Here is a 17,709-nt window from a genome sequence, read left to right as displayed (position 1 = left end):
GGGGCCGTGGCTTGGGAATGCCGGAGATTTTCGTCTAGGCCGTCATCCAGTAGAATTTGATGATCAGATATGCCTTTTGCGCTTGTCCTGCGTGCGTAAGCTGCTATTTAAATAATAGCAATTAATGCTGCCAGATTTTTCAATCCCGGCAGCGTTACATTTTAAGCAGATTTGATACATCACCATACTTGGTGACCAGGCGTCAATTCGATGCATCGTTGTCTGGCGACGAAATCCGGCCCGAAGGAAGGAATGTTTCAAAGCCAACAACAGAGTGAATAAATGTCACTATTGATGCAAAATGGCATTTGTCAGTCATCCTGAACAAGCCCCTGGATCAAAACCAACTCTTGTCTCGCATGCCCAAAAACTATCAAAATGACCCGGCAGATACGTCGCAGATGCCCGCTTTTCTGGCCAATGGCGGCGAAATGGGCGCACTGATCAACGCTCAGGACTGGCGCGGCACCGCTCTCGGCCCACCGGCCCGCTGGCCGCCCACCCTCAAGACCATGCTGGCCACGCTGCTCAGCAATCCCCAGCCCATGATCATGGGCTGGGGCCCGGAATTTCTCTCGTTTTTCAACGACAGTTACCGCCAGATGCTCGGTTCGCGCTTTAGCGGCCTGTCGGGCGTGCCTGCCGCCGAAAAGTGGAGCGATTCCTGGTTGAAAATCGAGCCTATTGCAACGAAAGCGCTTGGCGGCGAGGGCGCGTATTACGAAGACATGCCCTTGACCCTGACACGCAAAGGCTACAGGGAGCCGACCTGGTGGCGGCTCTTGTTTCTGCCGTTTCGCGACGAAACAGGGCACGTCGCTGGCGTGTACTGCCTTCTCGTCGAAACCACTGAAAAACGGCTGGCGGAACAGCGCCGGGCGCAAGCGCAAAAGCAGCAGGCTTTCCAGGTCGAGATCAGCGATGCCTTGCGCGATGCCCTTGACCCCGAGTCCATGATGACGCTGGCGGCGCAAAAGCTGGGCCGTTATCTCAACGCCGCGTGTGCCGGCTATGCCGAGGTTGACGAAGCGGGCGAATGGCGCCAGGCGGAGCCGATGTGGTCCGCTGGCCGGTTTTCCAGCCTGGCCGCAAGCTATCGGCTTGACGCTTACGGACCGGCCATGATTGCAGAACTCCGTTCGGGACGCACTGTGGCGGTCAACGACACGGCTGTCGCTCCACTCACCGCCGCAGCCGCCTGCGAGGCCGGCGACAAGCTCGTGCATGCCAGTGCCTTCATGGGTTCGCCGCATATTGCGAACGGCCGGCTGGCAACGGTGCTGTTCGTGGTCGATTCCCGGCCGCGTGTGTGGCTGGACTGCGAGAAAGCGCTGATCGAGGAAGTCGCGGCACGGACCTGGATTTCACAGCGGCGGATGCTGGCGGAAAACAACCTGCGCCTGACGAATGCGATGCTTGAACAGCGCACGACCGAACTGCTGCGCAGCGAGACGGCGCTGCGCCAGTCGCAAAAGCTGGAGGCGCTGGGGCAACTCACCGGCGGCGTCGCCCACGACTTCAACAACTTGCTGGCCGTGATCAACTCGTCGGTCGAGCTGCTGCGCAGTCATCGGCTCCCTGCAGAGCGTTGCGACTATTACCTGGACCTGATCCACGACACGGTGGGCCGCGCTGTCAAACTCACGCGCCAGTTGCTGGCCTTTGCCCGCCAGCAGCCGCTCGTCCCGACAGTGTTCGACGTTGACCGGCAGGTGCAAAGCGTGATTGACCTGGTCAAGCCGCTCATGGGGGCACGGATAGAAATTCTTCACCAGTCTTGCCGACCGGAGTGCTGCTTTGCGCTGGCCGACGTCAACCAGTTTGAAGCCGCCTTGTTGAACCTGGCGGTCAATGCCCGCGATGCCATGAATGCCAGCGGCCAGTTCATCATCGCGGTTCAAAAGGTTGACAAGATACCGGCCGGTCCAGGCAGTGGCCCCCGGCAGGGAAATTTCATTGCCATTTCGGCCAGCGACACAGGCTGCGGCATTGCTGCTGAAAAACTGGAAGTGATTTTTGAGCCTTTTTACACCACCAAGGAAGTCGGCAGGGGCACAGGGCTTGGCTTGAGCCAGGTTTTCGGTTTTGCCAAGCAATCGGGCGGAGAGGTGACTGTCAGGAGCGAGCCCGGCAAGGGCTCTGTTTTTACCCTCTACCTGCCACGCGCTGAAAGGACCGCCGAGCCGCAAGCACCGGTGGCAGCGCCAGAAGCGGCAATTTTTCATGACGCCATCGAAGTGCTGGTCGTGGAGGACAACGAAGCCCTGGGTCAGATCACCTGCGAGATTCTTGAGGTGATGGACTACCGGCCGGTCTGGGCTGCCAGCGCCGCCGCCGCGCTGAAAATTCTGGCCGATGAAGCCGGGCGGTTTGGCCTGGTTTTTTCCGATGTCGTCATGCCCGGCATGGATGGATTCGAGCTGGGTGAACAGGTGCGGCGCCAATATCCCGGCCTTCCGGTGGTGCTGACCAGCGGCTACAACTCGATCATGGCGGATGGGGGCCCGCATGCGTTCGAACTGATCCTGAAACCTTACACGTCAGACACGCTGGCGCGCGTGTTCCGGCAGGCCATTGCCAAGCAAAAAACGACTGGCTTTTTGTCCCCCGGCACTACTGGCTGAAACAAAAAACCCCCGCCATGCCCATGAGCATGCAGGTTGCAGGTGTCCGCACAAATCGCGGATTGGCCAGTACCCCGCCTTTCAGCGTTTTCTCATGGCCTAAAAAGCAAAGCGGCTGGTTCCAGGACCAGCCGCTTTTGTTCAGGATTGAATCCGAATCAGATTTTGTCGACAGCGTCTTTCAGGACTTCCTTGACGTCGCCAACGTTTTTCTGGATTCGTCCTTCGGATTGCTTTACAAGACCTTTTGCTTCTTGCTCGGGGCTGTCGATCAGTTCGCCAGTCTTGGATTGAACCTTGCCAGCTGCTTCCTTGAGCGCGCCCTTGACTTGATCTGTGTTCATAACTTAATCCTTTTGAGTTTTACGATGAATGACAAGGCTACGTTAGTGCCATCGGCACAGCATGGAAAGCGGTGCAAAGCTCAAGTAGACGTGGGTTGGTTCCTACATGCCGATTTTGCGCACGATGCATTTTCGGCAATGCCATGCCATGCCACCGGTGTCCGGTTTACCGCGCCAGCTGGTTGAGCTGGATGATGGGCAGCAGCACGGCAAGAACGATCAGCATCACGACCAGGCCCATCGCCACGATCAGCAGCGGCTCCAGCAAGGTGGCCAGTTGCATCGCGCGGCGCTGCACTTCGGTGCCGAGCTGTCGGGCTGCGCGGTCCAGCATCACCGGCAACTGGCCGGTTTGCTCGCCCAGGCGGGCAAACATGCTCAGCAGCCCCGGAAAACGCTTTTTATGCCCGATGGCTGACGCCAGAGGCGTGCCTTCGCGCACCAGCACCAGCGCATCCAGCGCGTCAGCGCGCATGGCCCGGTTCGACAACGTGTCGGCCGCTGCCTGCAAGGCTTTCAGGATGGGAACGCCGGCGCCCGCCAGCATGGACAGGGTGCCGGCAAAACGTGCGGCGTTGTAGCCGCGCGAGAGCTTGCCCAGCACCGGCAGCGTCAGCCAGGCCGCATCGAACCTTTCACGAAATGCGGCGCTGGTCCAGGCCAGCCGGAAGCCGCCCGCCACGGCGGCCAGCGCCAGCAGCACCAGCCAGCCCTGGTTGCGCACGAAGCCGGCCAGGCCGAGCATGATGACGGTCAGCACCGGCAAGGCTCGCTTGCTGCCGGCAAACACCTGCGCCACCTGCGGCACCACATAGCCCAGCAGGAAGGTCACGATGACAATGGCCACCAAGGTGACGATGGCCGGGTACAGCGCCGCGCCCACCAGCTTGGCCTTGAGTTCCTGGCTTTGCTCCAGGTCGTCGGCCAGCCGTTCCAGCACCATGCCCAGGTTGCCGCTGTGCTCGCCCGCGCCCACGACCGCGCAATAGGTTGCTGAAAACTCGCGCGGGTGCTGGGCCAGCGCGGTGGCAAAAGCGGTGCCGCCGTTGACCTCGGCGCGCAGGTTGGCGACCAGGTGGCGCTGGGGAATGTTTTCGGATTCGTCGGCCAGCGCCGTCAGCGCCCGCTCCAGCGGCAGGCCCGAGGTGACCAGACCGGCGATCTGGCGCGTCCAGATCGCCAGCGCGGTAGCATTGAAGACGCGTTTACTCCACAGCGTAGTGTTCCAGCCCGAAGCGCTGGCGGACTGCGCGCCCTTGCCCGGCGCGCCAACCGCCTGGACCGCCAGCGGCACCAGCGCCTGGGCCCGGAGCATGCTGCGCGCCGAGCGGGCGGTGTCGGCCTCGATGATGCCCTTGCGGGTCGCGCCGTCGGCGCTCAAGGCTTCGAATGAATAGGCAGGCATGAAGGCTCTCTTTAGACGCCCACCGGCATTGCATGCCAGTCAGGGCCGCGGAACCGGCTTTGCCGGGCCGCAGGCTGTAGGCTGCGGCTCCAAGCCCGCCTGCGCGGGCTTGGACAGCCTGCAGATGCGCCGCCTCTGGCGGCGTGGCGCCCTGCAAGGGCAGTGGCCCCCCCGGGGGGCAGCGCATTACACGAACTGAAAAGCGTGGGGGCCATATTTCTAGTCGCGTGTCACGCGGACCAGTTCTTCGCGCGTCGTGATGCCGCTTTGCACCAGCCGCTCGCCATCGTCGCGCATCAGCGTCATGCCGTTCTTGAGCCCCGCTTCGCGCAGGTCGGCTTCCGACGCCTGGTGGTGAATCTGCGCGCGGATGGCGTCGTTGGTCGCCAGCAGTTCGAACACGCCGGTGCGGCCTTGGTAGCCGGTCTGGCCACAGGTGGCGCAGCCGGCGCCCTGGCAGTGAACGCAGACCTTGCGCACCAGCCGCTGCGCCAGCACGCCGAGCAGCGACGAACTGAGCAAGAACGGCTCGATGCCCATGTCGGTCAGCCGCGTGACGGCGCTGGCCGCGTCGTTGGTGTGCAACGTGGCCAGCACCAGGTGGCCGGTGAGCGAAGCCTGGATGGCGATCTGCGCGGTTTCAAAGTCGCGGATCTCGCCAATCATGATCACGTCCGGGTCTTGGCGCAGGATGGCGCGCAGCGCCTTGGCAAAGGTCAGCTCGATTTTCGCGTTGACCTGCGTCTGGCCGACGCCGGCCAGTTCGTACTCGATCGGGTCCTCGACCGTCATGATGTTCTGGCGCCGGGTATCCAGGCGCTCCATCGCCGCGTACAGCGTGGTGGTCTTGCCCGAGCCGGTCGGGCCGGTCACCAGGATGATGCCGTGTGGCTGCGCCACCAGGTGCTCGAAGCTGCTCAGCACATCGCCCTGCATGCCGACGGCCTCCAGGTTGAGCCGGTCGCCGCTCTTGTCCAGCAGCCGCAGCACGGCGCGCTCGCCGTGGGCGCTGGGCAGCGTGCTGACGCGCACATCGACCGCCCGCGTGCCGATGCGCAGCGAGATGCGACCGTCCTGCGGCAGGCGTTTTTCGGCAATGTCGAGCTCGGCCATGATTTTCAGCCGCGAGATCAACGCGGCGTGCAGCGCACGGTTGGGCTGCACCACGTTGCGCAGCGAACCATCGACCCGAAAACGTACGCTCGAATGGCGCTCGTAGGGCTCGATGTGGATGTCGCTGGCGCCGTCGCGCGCGGCCTGCGTCAGCAGGGCATTGAGCATGCGGATGATGGGCGCGTCGTCCGACGTTTCCAGCAAATCCTCGATGGCCGGCAACGCCTGCATCATGCGCGACAGATCGACGTCGCTTTCGACCTCGCTGATGACGGTGGCCGCGCTCGATTCGCTCTGCGAATAGGCGGCGCTGATGCGTTGCTGGAGCAGCTCGGGCGCCTCGATGCTGATGCGCTGGACCTCGAACTTGCGCATCACTTCGCTGATGGCACCTGCCGTCGCGGGTGTGCCCAGGCTGTGCAGCCACAGCGTCAGGTCGCCGCCGAAGTCTTCCAGCAGCAATTGCTGGCTGCGGGCAAACGCATAGGGCAGGGGGTACTGGGCCGGATGTTGCATGGCTTGTCAGTTGGTGATCGGAGACGGCGATTCCGGCTGGAAAAGCTGCTGATTCACCGGCTGGGCAGGCGTCTGCGCTGGCCGGGCGGGAGCGATAGCGGGCAGCACCGGCGATTCATTGACCGGCACCAGGCTGCTGTTGACCGGCTGCGACTGCTGCTGGCTGGTGCGCATCAGGTCGTAGCGGTCCATCGACAGGGCGTTCGTCGAGGCACCGTCGCGCACCACCACCGGCCGCAAAAAGACCATCAGGTTGGTTTTCTTGCGGCTGCGGCTTTCGGACTTGAACAGGTTGCCGAACACCGGCACGTCGCCCAGGCCCGGCACCTTGTCCTGGTTGCCCGAATACTCGTCCTGCAGCAGCCCGCCGAGCACGATGATCGCACCGTCCTCGACCAGCACATGCGACTCGATCGAGCGCTTGTTGGTGATCAGGCCGGTGGCCGAATTGACCGAGCCCGGCTGCACGCTGGAGACTTCCTGGAAGATCGCCATCTTGACCGTGCCGTTTTCGCTGATCTGCGGCTTGACCCGCAAGGTCAGGCCAACGTCCTTGCGCTCGATGGTCTGGAAGGGGTTGACGCTGCCGTTGCTGCCGCCGCTGCCGGTGTTGGTGAACTGGCCAGTGACAAACGGTACGTTCTGGCCGATGATGATCTTGGCCTCTTCATTGTCCAGCGTGATGAGGTTAGGCGTTGACAGGATGTTGCCGGCGCCCGAGGTCTGCAGGAAGTTGGCCAGGAAACCGAGGAAATACACGCCATTGCTGCGTGGCGCCACGCCCAGGTTCAGGCCGGTTCCGGGCGCCACGGGCGTGCCGCTGGCAGCACCCAGGGCCGACTGGATGATGTTCTTGCCGCTGGCGCCAAAGTTGGTGCCCAGCAGCCCGATCAGGCTGTCGCCCTTGCCGCCGATCGGTCCTTGCCACTGAATGCCGAACTCGGCCGCCTTGTCCATGTTGACTTCGGCAATCAGGCTTTCCACGTAGACCTGCGCCCGCCGGGCATCTAACTTTTCAATCACCGCGCGCAGTTGCCGGTATTGCGGCTCGGAGGCGGTGATGATGAGCGAATTGGTCGCCGGGTCGGCCTGGATCTGCCCGCCGGTCGAAGGACCCGCGCTCGGCGTGATGGGCGCGGTCGCCGCGCTGCTGGGCTGGCCCATGCCGCCTGCCGTGCCCATCTGTCCCCCGGTGTTGATGGCCTGTGCATTGCCCATCTGCGGCGTTGCCGGGCTGGCCGTGTTGCCGCCGCCGGTCCCGGCCATGGAGGCGCGCAGCACCGTGGCCAGGTTGGTGGCGTCGGCATTCTTCAGGTAGACCACGTAGATGTTGCCGGCGTCGCCGTTCGGGCCGTTCATGGTCGGCGTGTCCAGGGTCCTGAGCAATGACTTCACCAGCTCCAGCCGGGCGCCGTTGGCGGCACGCACGATCAGCGAATTGCTGCGCGGCTCGGCGAGCACGGTGGTCTTGTAGCTGGCCTCGGCGACTGCCACGCCGCCGCCAGCGCTGTTGTCGAGCAGCCGCGTCAGCAGGGGCGCGAGGTCGGTCACTGACGCATAGCGCACCGGGATCAGCTCGACATTGGTGGCGTTGGACACGTCCAGCGCGGCAATGATGCGGCCCAGCCGGTTCAGGTTGTCGGCATAGTCGGTGATCACCAGCGAGTTGTTGCCGGGGTTGACGTTGATGGTGTTGTTCGGGCTGATCAGCGGCCGCAGGATGGGCAGCAGGTTGTTGGCATTCTCGAAACTGAGCTTGAAGATCGTCGTGGCGATCTGGCCGCCGCCGACCGGCACGTTGGTCGACACGGCGCCGCCCTGCAGCTTGGCATCGGCCTCGGGAACGATCTTGTCCAGGCCGGCGGCGTTGACCACGGTAAAGCCCTGCAGGCGCAGGATCGCCAAGAACTGGCTGTAGGCCACGGCCGGGCTGACCGGGCGTTCGGTCGTCAGCGTGATCGTACCCTTGACGCGCGGATCGACCACCACGTTGCGGCCCGTCAGCGTGGCCATGGTGCGGGCCACCGCGTCGATGTTGGCATTGACGAAGTTCAGCGTGATGGCTTCGCCGCGCCGGCCTTCGGCTGCCGGCGACGCGACTTGCGGCTGGGCCTGCAAATTTGAAGAAAAAAGGCCTGTTCCGCAAGCCAGAAGGGCACTTCCAGCTATTGAAAAAATAGCAAGCTGGTGTGGTTTGAAGTTCGGATGTTTCATGCGGCGTTAACCTACTTTGATGACGGCCGTTGCGCCGTTGCGCCGCCCGATGATGTTCAAAAGATTCGAGAGCGCGTCAACGCTCCCGGGCGTGGCGCTGGCAGCGCCATCGAATACCAGCCGCTGGCCGATCCACCGGCCCTGGCCGGTCAGCAGCAGGCTGCCGTCAAGGGTGCTCAGCTCCAGCGTGGACGGACTGCCGCCCGTCAGCGTGAGGCGGTAGCTGCCCATGGGCTGCAGCGTGGAAAGTCGCGAGGAAATCCGCACGGCGTCAAGCTGCAGTCGGCCAGCCAGCGCCAGCCGGCCCTGCGCCCAGCGGGCATTGAAGCCCTGGGTTGAAGCCGCCAGCTGGCCTTGCGCCTGTACCGTGTTCCACGGCGTTCCCAAGCCTGAGAGCAGGGCGGCGGGCCATTGCGACTGGCTGTCGGACAGCGCCAGCTGCACACCGCCCCAGCCCGCTGGCCTGGCCTGAAGCCGCCAGGCCTGTTGCATGCAGCATTCGGCGTCGAGTTGAAGGTCCAGTCCAGTCCAGGCCGGCCGGATGCGCCAGCCCACCAGCCCGGGCAAGGCCACGGCGTCGAGGCTGCCTGCGCCCCCCGACAACACCAGTTGCGCCGAGCCCTGCCAGAAACTGCCCCGGGGTGCCACCAGCACGGCATGACCGCCGCTGGCCTGCAGGACCAGCGCCGCTAGCCAGCGCGCCGGGGCAAACAGGCCCAGGGACAGCACCAGCCCGCCAAGCGCGCCCGCCGCTGCCCAGCGCCATGGGGCAGTGGCAAAGGCAGGGCTTGCGGCGGTGGGCGTCGGATAGGACATGGTCTGGCTAGCGGGCCGGCAGGCCCATCACAAGCACGCCATTCCAGACCGGGCCGCCTGGCGTCGAGGCACGCACGATACGGGCCTCGATCAGTGCCGAGCGGGCATTCAGGCGCGCCTGCGTCAGCCACTCCGCCAGCGCATCGGGGCTGGCGTCCTTGACGGTGATGCTGGCGCGCTCGCCTGCCAGCACCAGCTGGGCGCTGGCCCCCAGCGTCTGCTTGGTGGCGGCGGTCAGGGCGCGCACCGCCTCGTCAAAGGCCAGCGCGGGCTGCTTCTGGACGGCCTGCGCCTGAAGCTGCATGGCCTGCATGGCCTGCATCTGCGCGCCCAGCGCCCTGGCCTGGGCGTTGGCGGTGCGCAGCGTGCCCAGTGCCGGCCCGACACTGAATTGCCAAAGCAGGAATGACAGGACCAGCAGGCCGGCCAGCCGGATGCCGTTTTTTTCACGGCCCGGCAGCCCGGCCCAGCGCGCTCGCAGCGGCTCCAGGGTGGTCGTCAGGCTCATGGAAAACGCTCCTCTTTCATCGTCAGGCCATCGGCCTCCATGCGCAGGCTGTAACCCCGGGGCTGCAGCCGCGCCGCGATGGCGGCCAGATCGGAAGGCGAAGGGGCAGGCCCTTTCAGACGGAGTTCATTTGCTATGAATTCAATAGCTTCTGGCGCCGGCGCATCGGGCGCTGCAGCCTGAAAATGCCCTAACATGGTTTCCATGTCGGCGGACGAGGCGACGCCGTTGCGGCGTTGCAGGTCGGTCAGTGCGCGGGCCATCTGCACCGGCGCATCGACGACCACACGCACGTCAGGAAAGGTGGCGGTCAGCAGGTTGCGGATGGCGGCGCGCTGGGCGGCCTGCGCGGCCTCTTCTTTCCAGGCCCAGGCCTGCAGGCCCACCAGATTGGCCAGCACCAGGGCCACGCTGGCCCAGCGCGCAGCGCGCCAGCGCGGCGCCCTGAACAGCGAGGAAATCATTGCCGACAGGTGCTTGCGGGTGCGCGTGCCTCGGGTGTAGAGCAGGTCGAACTGTGCCAGGTCCCAGTCCGACTGCGCCGCCGCCAGCCAGCGTTCAGGCGGCGTTTGCAGCCGGGCGGGACGATTGAAGAAATGTTCCGCCAATGCGGCAACGCCGGGTTCGGCCAGCACTTCGGCTTCTTCCGGCCAAGCCATCAGCGCGGCGCTGGCCACCGACAGCGGCAGCAGCGTCACGCCCTCTGGCCCGGTGCGCATCAGCTGGGCCTGGTCGGGCGTACCGGTGACATGCAGTGAGGCGGGTGCATCGCCGGAAGGTGGCGCCAGTTCGGGAACGATGCGGCTGACCGGCCGGCCGGCCTGCGCCAGCAGCGCCAGCCAGGCATGCAGCCAGGCTTTGTCGCAGGCTGCGACCCACACGGGCTCGTCGGCGCGCGGCGCCGGCTCGATGGCGAAATGCAGCTGGCTGGTCTCGTCAAGCACGCTGTCTTCCAGCAGTCCGTCGAGCACGGCGCGCAGTCGCCCGGCATTGTTGCCATCCTGAAACAAGCCGCTCTTCAGCGCGCCCCGGGGCAGGGTCAGCCGGTGCCAGGACAGGCGGCAGGCGGGAACCACCGCCACGATGTCGGCGCCAGAGGGCGCGGGCAACAGCGCTGCGGGCGCCTGGACGGCGCGCGAAACGGTACGCCCGTCATCGCTCAGCACGCCTTCGCAAAGCATGGTGGCAGTCGGAAGCGCCCGGGAAAGGGTGACGATCAGGGTAGTCATGCTGGAATTAAGGGGGCTATTGTAGGGGGGTCATGTCAAGGCGCCGGAGCGCCCCGGTCGCGCCATAAGGTCTTCACCTCCGGCCCGTCGCGCTGCACCACCGAATGTTCCTCGACCACTGCCTGGTCCAGCCGCAGCCGCCCCTGGATCTCGAAGAAACGTGAATTGACGCTGTACTGCGCGAGGTCATCGAGCTGTACGGCGGTCTGGCCAAGCTGCTTTTTCACATCGTCCAGCGTCTTGAAGTGGTTGGCCTGGCGCGCGTTCACCAGCTGCTGGGCCTGCCCCATTTCCAGCGAGGGAATGCAGGCTGACAACACCGTGGCGCTGGCGGTGTTCAGGTTGACCGGGGTGCGCACCGGCAGCAGCGTGATGTAAGGCCGCAGGACGGCCAGACTCGGCGGCGACAGCCCCAGCCAGACCAGCTGGTCGATGCGCTGGGGCAGCAGGGGCGCCTGCGGGTTTGCCGCATTTTCAGGGCTGGCGTCCCGCGCGAGCCGCAGGTTGTCCACCAGCACCTGCAGTTCCCCGGGGGGAAGCCCGAGCAGTTCGAACAGTTTGGCAAAGGCTTTCACCGAGGGCTCGGACACCTTGCCGTCGCTTTCCACCAGGTTGGTGACGTTCAGGCGCGACTGCAGATCAGTGATCAGGCCCGACAGGAAGGTTTGCGAAGCATTGGCCTCGTCGTCCGGGTCGCTTTTCTTGTCGGTCGCCAGAAAGGTGGACAGCCGGGCTTCTTCCAGCGGCACGGCCCAGGGTTCGGCCAGGTAGTCGGCGCCGCCAGAGCGGGAATCCTCGCGCAGGATCAGGCGCGCCCAGTCGAGCGCCCCGGTCAGCAGCCAGAGCGACTGCACGCGCGCGCGCTCGGCGGCCTCGACTTCCACGCTGCGCCACTGCTGCCACAAGGCGCCGGCCGCCAGGCTGGCCACCAGTGCCACCGTCAGCATCGCCGTGAGCAGGGCCGCGCCGGCCTGGCGGGCATGACTTGCAGCCGCTGCCGCGCCGCGACGCGCCGGAGAAATGCCAGCCAGCATCACGACTTGGCGCCCGACAGCGCCGGACGCACCCAGTCGCGCGTGAGGGTGCCGTTGATAGCTTCGCCAGCGGGCAGCGTCAGCACCAGCCTGATGCCGTCGGGCAGCGCCAGGTCGGTGTCCACGGCCTGGGGCGCGCTGCGAACCGGTGCCACCGGCGTGTTGGCATTGTCGCTGGACAAGGGGTTGGTCCAGGCATTGCCGCGAAAGTAGAAGATCTGCCACTGTTCAAGCGGCGTGATGCGCACTTCGTCCCTCTTCTCGGCATCGCCCGGGTTCTGTGCCCACTGGGCGGCACGCTCCCACGCGGTTTGCAAGGCCCCCCGCGAAAACTGCGGCGGCGACTGCCAGCGCAGCCATTGGTCGGTGCCGTTCACACTGCGCCGTGACCACGCCACCACCAGCAGGCCGTCGCCAGGCTGTGACGTGCTGCGGCGGACAATCCGCAGCCCTCGCCCGTCCCAGTCCAGCGTTGGCGTGCGAGGCAGCTGCGCCAGTGCGTCCAGGTCGGCAGACCACTGCGTGAGGCCGGCCTGCAGGGTGAGCACCGCATCGGCCCGCTGCTGGATCTGCGCCTGTGCCCGCGTCATGCCGTCGAGCCCGCGCCAGCTCAGGCCGGCCATCACGGCCATCGCGGCCAGGGCCACCAGCAGTTCGATCAGGGTGAAGCCGCGCGCCTGCGCAGGGCGCGGACAACGGCGGAAAGCGGCACGTCGAAGCGCCATGTTCAGTACCGCCCCACGATGGTTGAAAGCGCGAGTATTCGCGCCGCGCCGTCCATCACCTGCGCTTCAACCCGCAGAAAATTCGGATTGGGCGTGGGCTGCACCCAGAGCCGCACGGAAAGAACGCGGCCGGCCTGTTCGCAAGGGCTGGTGTTGTCGCCAACCGCCGGCATTTGCCGCGATAGCCGCACATCGACCAGTGCATTTTCAGCGCACAGGTGGGCCAGCAGCAGGTCGGACTGGCGTTCTGAATTGCGCATCAGCGAGCCTGTGGCCCGCACGCCGGCCGCCAGCGCGACCGCCACGATGCCAAGCGCGACCAGCACCTCGATCAGCGTGAAGCCGCGAGAACCAAGGCGCCTGAGCCGGCTGCGCAGCATCATTGGCCACCGTCCGTCAAAACCGAAAAGGGCCGGATGCCGTCCGTGGCCAAGGTCAGGCTGCGCGAAGGGTCCGAAGTGGACACCAGGCGAATTTGCTGCGGCCCGATGACCGGTTCCGGTCCCAGCACCACGACGCTGGTGACGGCTGCGCGCACGTCCGGGCCAAGCCAGGCGGAAGGAAAGGTTGAGCCCTGCGCCAGTCCTTCAAAAACAAAGCCGGTGTCGGTCGGACGCCAGCGCACCGGATTGGCGGTCATGCGCGACTGCGCCCGGGCCGAATCGAGCAAGACCGCCAGCCGCTGCGCCTCGCGTTCCAGCGCCGTTCCCGACGTGTCGCGCAGCGCCAGCCCGACGCCTGCTGTCGCAATGGCCATGATGGCTACTACCATCAGCAATTCGATCAGCGTGAAGCCGGCCTGGCGAATCCGCGAGAACGACGAACCATGCCTCATGGCACCTCCGGAAGGCAGCGAACCCACATAGCCAGAAGCGTGGGCATGCCCGTTCCAAACCAGCCGGGGCCGAGGAACTGGCTTTGCCAGGCCGCAGGCGCAGCGGCCCCCTTGGGGGGCAGCGCAGCACACGAAGTGGCAAGCGTGGGGGCGTTATTCCCAGCTGCCAATATCCGCATTCTTGCCCTCGCCCCCTGGTTGCCCGTCGGCACCGAAGGACATCACGTCGATTTCGCCCTTGATGCCAGGGTTCAGGTACTGGTAGGGGCGGCCCCAGGGGTCGTTGGGCAGCTTGTCCACGTAGGATTTCCAGTTGGAGGGAATCGGCCCGGTGGTCGGCTTGGCCACCAGCGATTGCAATCCCTGCTCGGCGGCAGGATAGCGCTGGTTGTCCAGCCGGTAGAGCTTGAGCGCCTGCATCAGGTTGTTGACATCGGTTTTGGCGGCCGTGGCGCGCGCATCGTCCGCGCGGTCCAGCACGTTGGGCACCACCAGCGCGGCCAGCACGCCGATGATCACCAGCACCACCATCAGTTCGATCAGGGTAAAACCTGCGGAAAGGCGCCGCCGAAGGGACGGGGAGGGAGGGTGTTGTGTAGTCATATAGTCGCTTCAATGATAATCCTGCCATGCAGACAGATGCCTATCGCCTATGGTCCACCAGAATTGTGACATTCGCCATCTCCGCGCTGGCCGCTGCCAGCGTGGTGTACTGGGGTCTGAAGGTCTGGGGTCTGCCCACGCCGGCCGTGCCTTCCGCCGCGCTGGTCGAGCAAATGCCTCCTGTCAGTTCACAGGCCATTGCCCGAGCGCTGGGCGGCGGGATGGCCCCCGTTGCCATGGCGTCAACCGCAGCACCTGCGGCCAGCCGCTATGACCTGATTGGCGTGGTGGCAGGGCGAATTCGCGCCGGTGCCGCGCTGATTTCGGTCGATGGCCAGGAAGCCAAACCGGTTCGCGTAGGTAACCTGGTTGACAATGAGATGGTGCTGGAATCGGTAAACGGTCGGAATGCAGTATTGTCTTCGAGCACAGGAACCTCGGCAAAACTGACGCTGGAGATGCCCAAACTGACGCAGTAATACTGCTGTTTCAATAGCATGCAGTGCCTGATCCATAAGCTTTTCAAGGCTATCGGTATCGAAACAGTTCAGGCCGAAGTCGCCAACCACGGTTTGTTGCGTTATTGATTATTTTGTGAATTGTGTGCAACACGGGGACACTGTTGCCAAAACTCCAGGTTTACACCCTGTAATCATTAAGCGATGATTCTTTCTTTGACCCCGTATTGAACACCATGTCCGTTACCGAGACCGCGCTAAAAAATCCAGCCTCCACGGCATTGCCCGGACTCGGCAGAGCTTTGGTGTCGGCCGGCAAACTGGGCCAAAAGGCAGCCGAGGACATTTTTCTGAAGGCTCAGGGCAGTCGAAACAGCTTCATCGCCGAGTTGACAGGGTCTGGCGCGGTCTCGGCGTTCGACCTGGCGCACATCATGTCGACGTCCTTTGCCGCACCGCTGGTGGACATGGACGCCATTGACATGCAGCGTTTGCCCAAGGATTTGCTCGATGCAAAAATTTGCCTGGCCTGCCGCATCGTGGTGCTGGGCAAGCGCAATAACCGGCTCATCATTGCGACGGCTGATCCGTCTGACCAGGGCGCGGCGGAAAAGATCAAGTTTTCCACCCAGCTGGGCGTGGACTGGATCATTGCCGAATACGACAAGCTGTCCCGGCTGGTCGATGCGTCGAGCGCGACGGCGTCCGAGGCCATTGAAAACATCATCGGCGAGGATTTCGAGTTTGACGAGGATCTCTCGGAGGCTGCGGCTGCACAGGAAAATGAAGCGAGCGTATCGGAGGTTGAAGACGCGCCGATTGTCAAATTCCTGCACAAAATGCTGGTTGACGCCTTCAACATGCGGGCGTCCGACCTGCACTTCGAGCCTTTCGAGCATTCCTACCGGGTTCGATTTCGCGTGGACGGCGAACTGCGTGAAATTTCTTCTCCACCGGTGGCCATCAAGGAAAAGCTGGCCGCGCGCATCAAGGTGATTTCCAAGCTGGACATTTCCGAAAAACGGGTGCCGCAGGACGGCAAGATGAAGCTCAAGATCGGCCCCGACCGCGTAATCGACTTCCGGGTCAGCACCTTGCCGACCATGTTCGGCGAAAAAATCGTCATCCGTATCCTGGACCCGAGCAGCGCCAAACTGGGCATTGACGCGCTGGGCTACGAGCCGGTCGAAAAAGAGCGCCTGCTCGAAGCGATCAAGCGGCCCTACGGCATGGTGCTGGTGACCGGGCCGACAGGCTCGGGGAAAACCGTCTCGCTCTACACCTGCCTGAACATCCTGAACACCGCCGGCGTGAACATTTCCACCGCTGAAGATCCGGCCGAAATCACCCTGCCCGGCGTGAACCAGGTCAGCATGAACGAAAAGGCCGGAATGACCTTTCCGGTGGCGCTCAAAGCCTTCCTGCGCCAGGATCCGGACATCATCATGGTGGGTGAAATCCGCGATGTTGAAACCGCCGACATCGCCATCAAGGCGGCGCAGACCGGCCACCTGGTGCTGTCCACGCTGCACACCAATGATGCGCCCACGACCCTGACGCGCATGCGCAACATGGGCATCGCGCCCTTCAACATCGCGTCGAGCGTGATCCTGATCACGGCGCAGCGGCTGGCGCGGCGCTTGTGCCCGCACTGCAAGACGGCCATCGAGATTCCGCGCGAGGCCATGCTTCAGGCTGGCTTCAAGGACGATGAACTCGATGGTTCATGGAAGCCCTTTCACCCGGTGGGTTGCGCCAAATGCAACAACGGCTACAAGGGCCGGCTGGGTATCTACCAGGTCATGCCCATTTCCGAAGAAATCCAGCGCATCGTCCTGCGCGACGGCAGCGCCATGGAAATCGCGGCCCAGGCTGAAGCCGAAGGCGTGCGAAGCCTGCGCCAGTCCGGTTTGTACAAAGTTAAACTGGGAATGACCTCAATGGAAGAGGTTTTGGGCTGCACCAATGCCTAGCCTGGCGCATAGCAAGCCCAGGATAAGGGCATCAGGCGGCAGCGACAAGACGGCTCGAAAGCCGTCCACACAACGATAAGGCTTTATGGCAACCGCATTGTCCAAAGATATCAAGGAATTTGTCTTCGAGTGGGAAGGCAAGGACCGGGGCGGCAAACAGGTTCGCGGCGAAGTCCGTGCTGCTGGCGAAAACCAGGTCAAGGTATCGCTGCGCAGGCAGGGGGTGATGGCGACCAAGATCAAAAAGCGCCGCATGCGTTCGGGCAAGTCCATCAAGCCGCGTGACATTGCCATCTTCACCCGCCAGCTCGCCACCATGATGAAGGCCGGCGTGCCGCTGCTGCAGTCTTTCGACATCGTCGGCCGCGGCAATCCCAATGCCAGCGTGACCAAGCTGCTGAACGATGTGCGCACCGATGTTGAAACGGGAACGTCGCTCAGCGGTGCTTTCCGCAAATATCCGATGTATTTCAATGCGCTGTACTGCAACCTCGTCGAGGCCGGCGAGGCTGCCGGTATTCTGGAGTCGCTGCTCGACCGCCTGGCGGTTTATATGGAGAAAACCGAGGCCATCAAGTCGAAAATAAAATCGGCCCTGATGTATCCGGCCTCCGTGGTGGTGGTGGCTTTCGTGGTGGTCGCCGTGATCATGATTTTCGTGATTCCTGCGTTCAAGGAGGTGTTTTCATCCTTTGGCGCCGATTTGCCGGCCCCCACGCTGATCGTGATGGCCATCAGCGAGTTTTTTGTCGCTTACTGGTGGCTGATTTTTGGCGGTGTCGGCGGCGGTATCTATTTTTTCCTCCAGGCCTGGAAGCGCAGCGAAAAAATGCAGAAGGTCATGGACCGGCTGCTGCTGAAACTGCCGGTATTTGGCACCCTGATCGAAAAATCCGTCATTGCCCGCTGGACCCGCACCCTGTCCACGATGTTCGCGGCCGGCGTGCCGCTGGTCGAAGCGCTGGACTCGGTCGGCGGCGCATCGGGTAACTCGCTCTACGCTGACGCCACCGTGAAAATCCAGCAGGAAGTCTCGACCGGCACCAGCCTGACCGCCGCCATGGGCAATGCCAACCTGTTTCCCACCATGGTGCTGCAGATGTGCGCCATTGGCGAGGAGTCGGGCTCGGTGGACCATATGCTGGGCAAGGCAGCCGATTTCTACGAAGCCGAAGTCGATGAAATGGTGGCGGGCCTGTCCAGCCTGATGGAGCCCATCATCATCGTGTTTTTGGGCACGCTGATTGGCGGGATTGTGGTGTCGATGTACCTGCCGATCTTCAAGCTCGGCCAGGTCGTTTGATGCTGCTGG

The 17,709-nt window shown here is 63.8% G+C and carries 16 protein-coding genes; 4 read left to right on the top strand and 12 right to left on the bottom strand.

What is annotated here, in order from left to right:
- The first annotated feature begins 359 nt into the window (after positions 1–359).
- Entirely contained in the window at positions 360–2,624 is a 2,265-nt protein-coding gene (locus ACP7AD_RS05100) for an ATP-binding protein (RefSeq protein WP_426146068.1), read from the top strand.
- Positions 2,625–2,782: 158 nt separating this feature from the next.
- Here ACP7AD_RS05100 and ACP7AD_RS05095 read toward each other — a convergent pair whose 3' ends face one another.
- From ACP7AD_RS05095 to gspG, 12 genes are all read right to left on the bottom strand, one after another.
- Positions 2,783–2,968, bottom strand: a complete 186-nt coding sequence (locus tag ACP7AD_RS05095) for a CsbD family protein (RefSeq protein ID WP_426146067.1) — start codon at positions 2,966–2,968, stop codon at positions 2,783–2,785.
- A gap of 166 nt (positions 2,969–3,134) precedes the next feature.
- On the bottom strand, positions 3,135–4,373 hold the full coding sequence (gspF, locus tag ACP7AD_RS05090; protein WP_426146065.1) for a type II secretion system inner membrane protein GspF: 1,239 nt from the start codon (positions 4,371–4,373) through the stop codon (positions 3,135–3,137).
- Between the two features lie 219 nt (positions 4,374–4,592).
- Positions 4,593–6,002 carry a GspE/PulE family protein gene (locus ACP7AD_RS05085; protein ID WP_426146064.1) on the bottom strand — a complete coding sequence of 470 codons (1,410 nt, stop codon included), beginning with the start codon at positions 6,000–6,002 and terminating at the stop codon, positions 4,593–4,595.
- A 6-nt stretch (positions 6,003–6,008) separates the two neighbouring features.
- Positions 6,009–8,216, bottom strand: a complete 2,208-nt coding sequence (gene gspD / locus ACP7AD_RS05080) for a type II secretion system secretin GspD (protein ID WP_426146063.1) — start codon at positions 8,214–8,216, stop codon at positions 6,009–6,011.
- A 6-nt stretch (positions 8,217–8,222) separates the two neighbouring features.
- A complete protein-coding gene (locus ACP7AD_RS05075) occupies positions 8,223–9,032 on the bottom strand; it encodes a type II secretion system protein N (protein WP_426146061.1) in 810 nt (269 codons plus the stop codon).
- Positions 9,033–9,039: 7 nt separating this feature from the next.
- Positions 9,040–9,540 carry a type II secretion system protein GspM gene (gene gspM / locus ACP7AD_RS05070; RefSeq protein ID WP_426146059.1) on the bottom strand — a complete coding sequence of 167 codons (501 nt, stop codon included), beginning with the start codon at positions 9,538–9,540 and terminating at the stop codon, positions 9,040–9,042.
- Positions 9,537–10,769, bottom strand: a complete 1,233-nt coding sequence (gspL, locus tag ACP7AD_RS05065; protein WP_426146057.1) for a type II secretion system protein GspL — start codon at positions 10,767–10,769, stop codon at positions 9,537–9,539. Before gspL ends, gspM begins: the two co-directional genes overlap by 4 nt.
- A 35-nt stretch (positions 10,770–10,804) precedes the next feature.
- Positions 10,805–11,803 carry a type II secretion system minor pseudopilin GspK gene (gene gspK / locus ACP7AD_RS05060; RefSeq protein ID WP_426146056.1) on the bottom strand — a complete coding sequence of 333 codons (999 nt, stop codon included), beginning with the start codon at positions 11,801–11,803 and terminating at the stop codon, positions 10,805–10,807.
- Positions 11,803–12,528, bottom strand: coding sequence for a PulJ/GspJ family protein (locus tag ACP7AD_RS05055; protein WP_426146054.1), 726 nt, complete (start codon positions 12,526–12,528; stop codon positions 11,803–11,805). The genes gspK and ACP7AD_RS05055 overlap by 1 nt, the downstream gene beginning before the upstream one ends.
- A 2-nt stretch (positions 12,529–12,530) precedes the next feature.
- The gene (gene gspI / locus ACP7AD_RS05050; protein ID WP_426146097.1) at positions 12,531–12,908 is read right to left on the bottom strand and encodes a type II secretion system minor pseudopilin GspI; all 378 of its coding nucleotides are present in this window, start codon (positions 12,906–12,908) and stop codon (positions 12,531–12,533) included.
- Positions 12,908–13,363 (bottom strand): prepilin-type N-terminal cleavage/methylation domain-containing protein, encoded by a 456-nt coding sequence (locus tag ACP7AD_RS05045; RefSeq protein WP_426146053.1) that lies wholly within the window; start codon positions 13,361–13,363, stop codon positions 12,908–12,910. Before ACP7AD_RS05045 ends, gspI begins: the two co-directional genes overlap by 1 nt.
- A 153-nt stretch (positions 13,364–13,516) precedes the next feature.
- The gene (gene gspG / locus ACP7AD_RS05040; RefSeq protein WP_426146052.1) at positions 13,517–13,966 is read right to left on the bottom strand and encodes a type II secretion system major pseudopilin GspG; all 450 of its coding nucleotides are present in this window, start codon (positions 13,964–13,966) and stop codon (positions 13,517–13,519) included.
- A 65-nt stretch (positions 13,967–14,031) separates the two neighbouring features.
- Here gspG and ACP7AD_RS05035 point away from each other — a divergent pair, with 65 nt between their 5' ends.
- From ACP7AD_RS05035 to ACP7AD_RS05025, 3 genes are all read left to right on the top strand, one after another.
- Positions 14,032–14,445, top strand: a complete 414-nt coding sequence (locus ACP7AD_RS05035) for a type II secretion system protein N (protein WP_426146050.1) — start codon at positions 14,032–14,034, stop codon at positions 14,443–14,445.
- A gap of 215 nt (positions 14,446–14,660) precedes the next feature.
- Complete coding sequence (gene pilB, locus ACP7AD_RS05030) at positions 14,661–16,397, top strand: type IV-A pilus assembly ATPase PilB (RefSeq protein WP_426146048.1); 1,737 nt, start codon at positions 14,661–14,663, stop codon at positions 16,395–16,397.
- An 85-nt stretch (positions 16,398–16,482) separates the two neighbouring features.
- The gene (locus ACP7AD_RS05025) at positions 16,483–17,700 is read left to right on the top strand and encodes a type II secretion system F family protein (protein ID WP_426146046.1); all 1,218 of its coding nucleotides are present in this window, start codon (positions 16,483–16,485) and stop codon (positions 17,698–17,700) included.
- Positions 17,701–17,709: the final 9 nt, after the last annotated feature.

This window comes from Polaromonas sp. DSP2-3-2b2 (assembly GCF_049895905.1).
GTDB lineage: Bacteria > Pseudomonadota > Gammaproteobacteria > Burkholderiales > Burkholderiaceae_C > Polaromonas.
The sequence above is the reverse complement of the archived record's forward strand: the minus strand, read 5'-3'. Positions and strand labels throughout refer to the sequence as shown.

What these genes read in the sequence shown, in the direction of transcription:
- ACP7AD_RS05100 (WP_426146068.1), top strand. Translation starts at nt 360, where the DNA reads ATGCCCAAAAACTATCAAAATGACCCGGCAGATACGTCGCAGATGCCC.
- ACP7AD_RS05095 (WP_426146067.1), bottom strand. Translation starts at nt 2,968, where the DNA reads ATGAACACAGATCAAGTCAAGGGCGCGCTCAAGGAAGCAGCTGGCAAG.
- gspF (WP_426146065.1), bottom strand. Translation starts at nt 4,373, where the DNA reads ATGCCTGCCTATTCATTCGAAGCCTTGAGCGCCGACGGCGCGACCCGC.
- ACP7AD_RS05085 (WP_426146064.1), bottom strand. Translation starts at nt 6,002, where the DNA reads ATGCAACATCCGGCCCAGTACCCCCTGCCCTATGCGTTTGCCCGCAGC.
- gspD (WP_426146063.1), bottom strand. Translation starts at nt 8,216, where the DNA reads ATGAAACATCCGAACTTCAAACCACACCAGCTTGCTATTTTTTCAATA.
- ACP7AD_RS05075 (WP_426146061.1), bottom strand. Translation starts at nt 9,032, where the DNA reads ATGTCCTATCCGACGCCCACCGCCGCAAGCCCTGCCTTTGCCACTGCC.
- gspM (WP_426146059.1), bottom strand. Translation starts at nt 9,540, where the DNA reads ATGAGCCTGACGACCACCCTGGAGCCGCTGCGAGCGCGCTGGGCCGGG.
- gspL (WP_426146057.1), bottom strand. Translation starts at nt 10,769, where the DNA reads ATGACTACCCTGATCGTCACCCTTTCCCGGGCGCTTCCGACTGCCACC.
- gspK (WP_426146056.1), bottom strand. Translation starts at nt 11,803, where the DNA reads ATGCTGGCTGGCATTTCTCCGGCGCGTCGCGGCGCGGCAGCGGCTGCA.
- ACP7AD_RS05055 (WP_426146054.1), bottom strand. Translation starts at nt 12,528, where the DNA reads ATGGCGCTTCGACGTGCCGCTTTCCGCCGTTGTCCGCGCCCTGCGCAG.
- gspI (WP_426146097.1), bottom strand. Translation starts at nt 12,908, where the DNA reads ATGCTGCGCAGCCGGCTCAGGCGCCTTGGTTCTCGCGGCTTCACGCTG.
- ACP7AD_RS05045 (WP_426146053.1), bottom strand. Translation starts at nt 13,363, where the DNA reads ATGAGGCATGGTTCGTCGTTCTCGCGGATTCGCCAGGCCGGCTTCACG.
- gspG (WP_426146052.1), bottom strand. Translation starts at nt 13,966, where the DNA reads ATGACTACACAACACCCTCCCTCCCCGTCCCTTCGGCGGCGCCTTTCC.
- pilB (WP_426146048.1), top strand. Translation starts at nt 14,661, where the DNA reads ATGTCCGTTACCGAGACCGCGCTAAAAAATCCAGCCTCCACGGCATTG.
- ACP7AD_RS05025 (WP_426146046.1), top strand. Translation starts at nt 16,483, where the DNA reads ATGGCAACCGCATTGTCCAAAGATATCAAGGAATTTGTCTTCGAGTGG.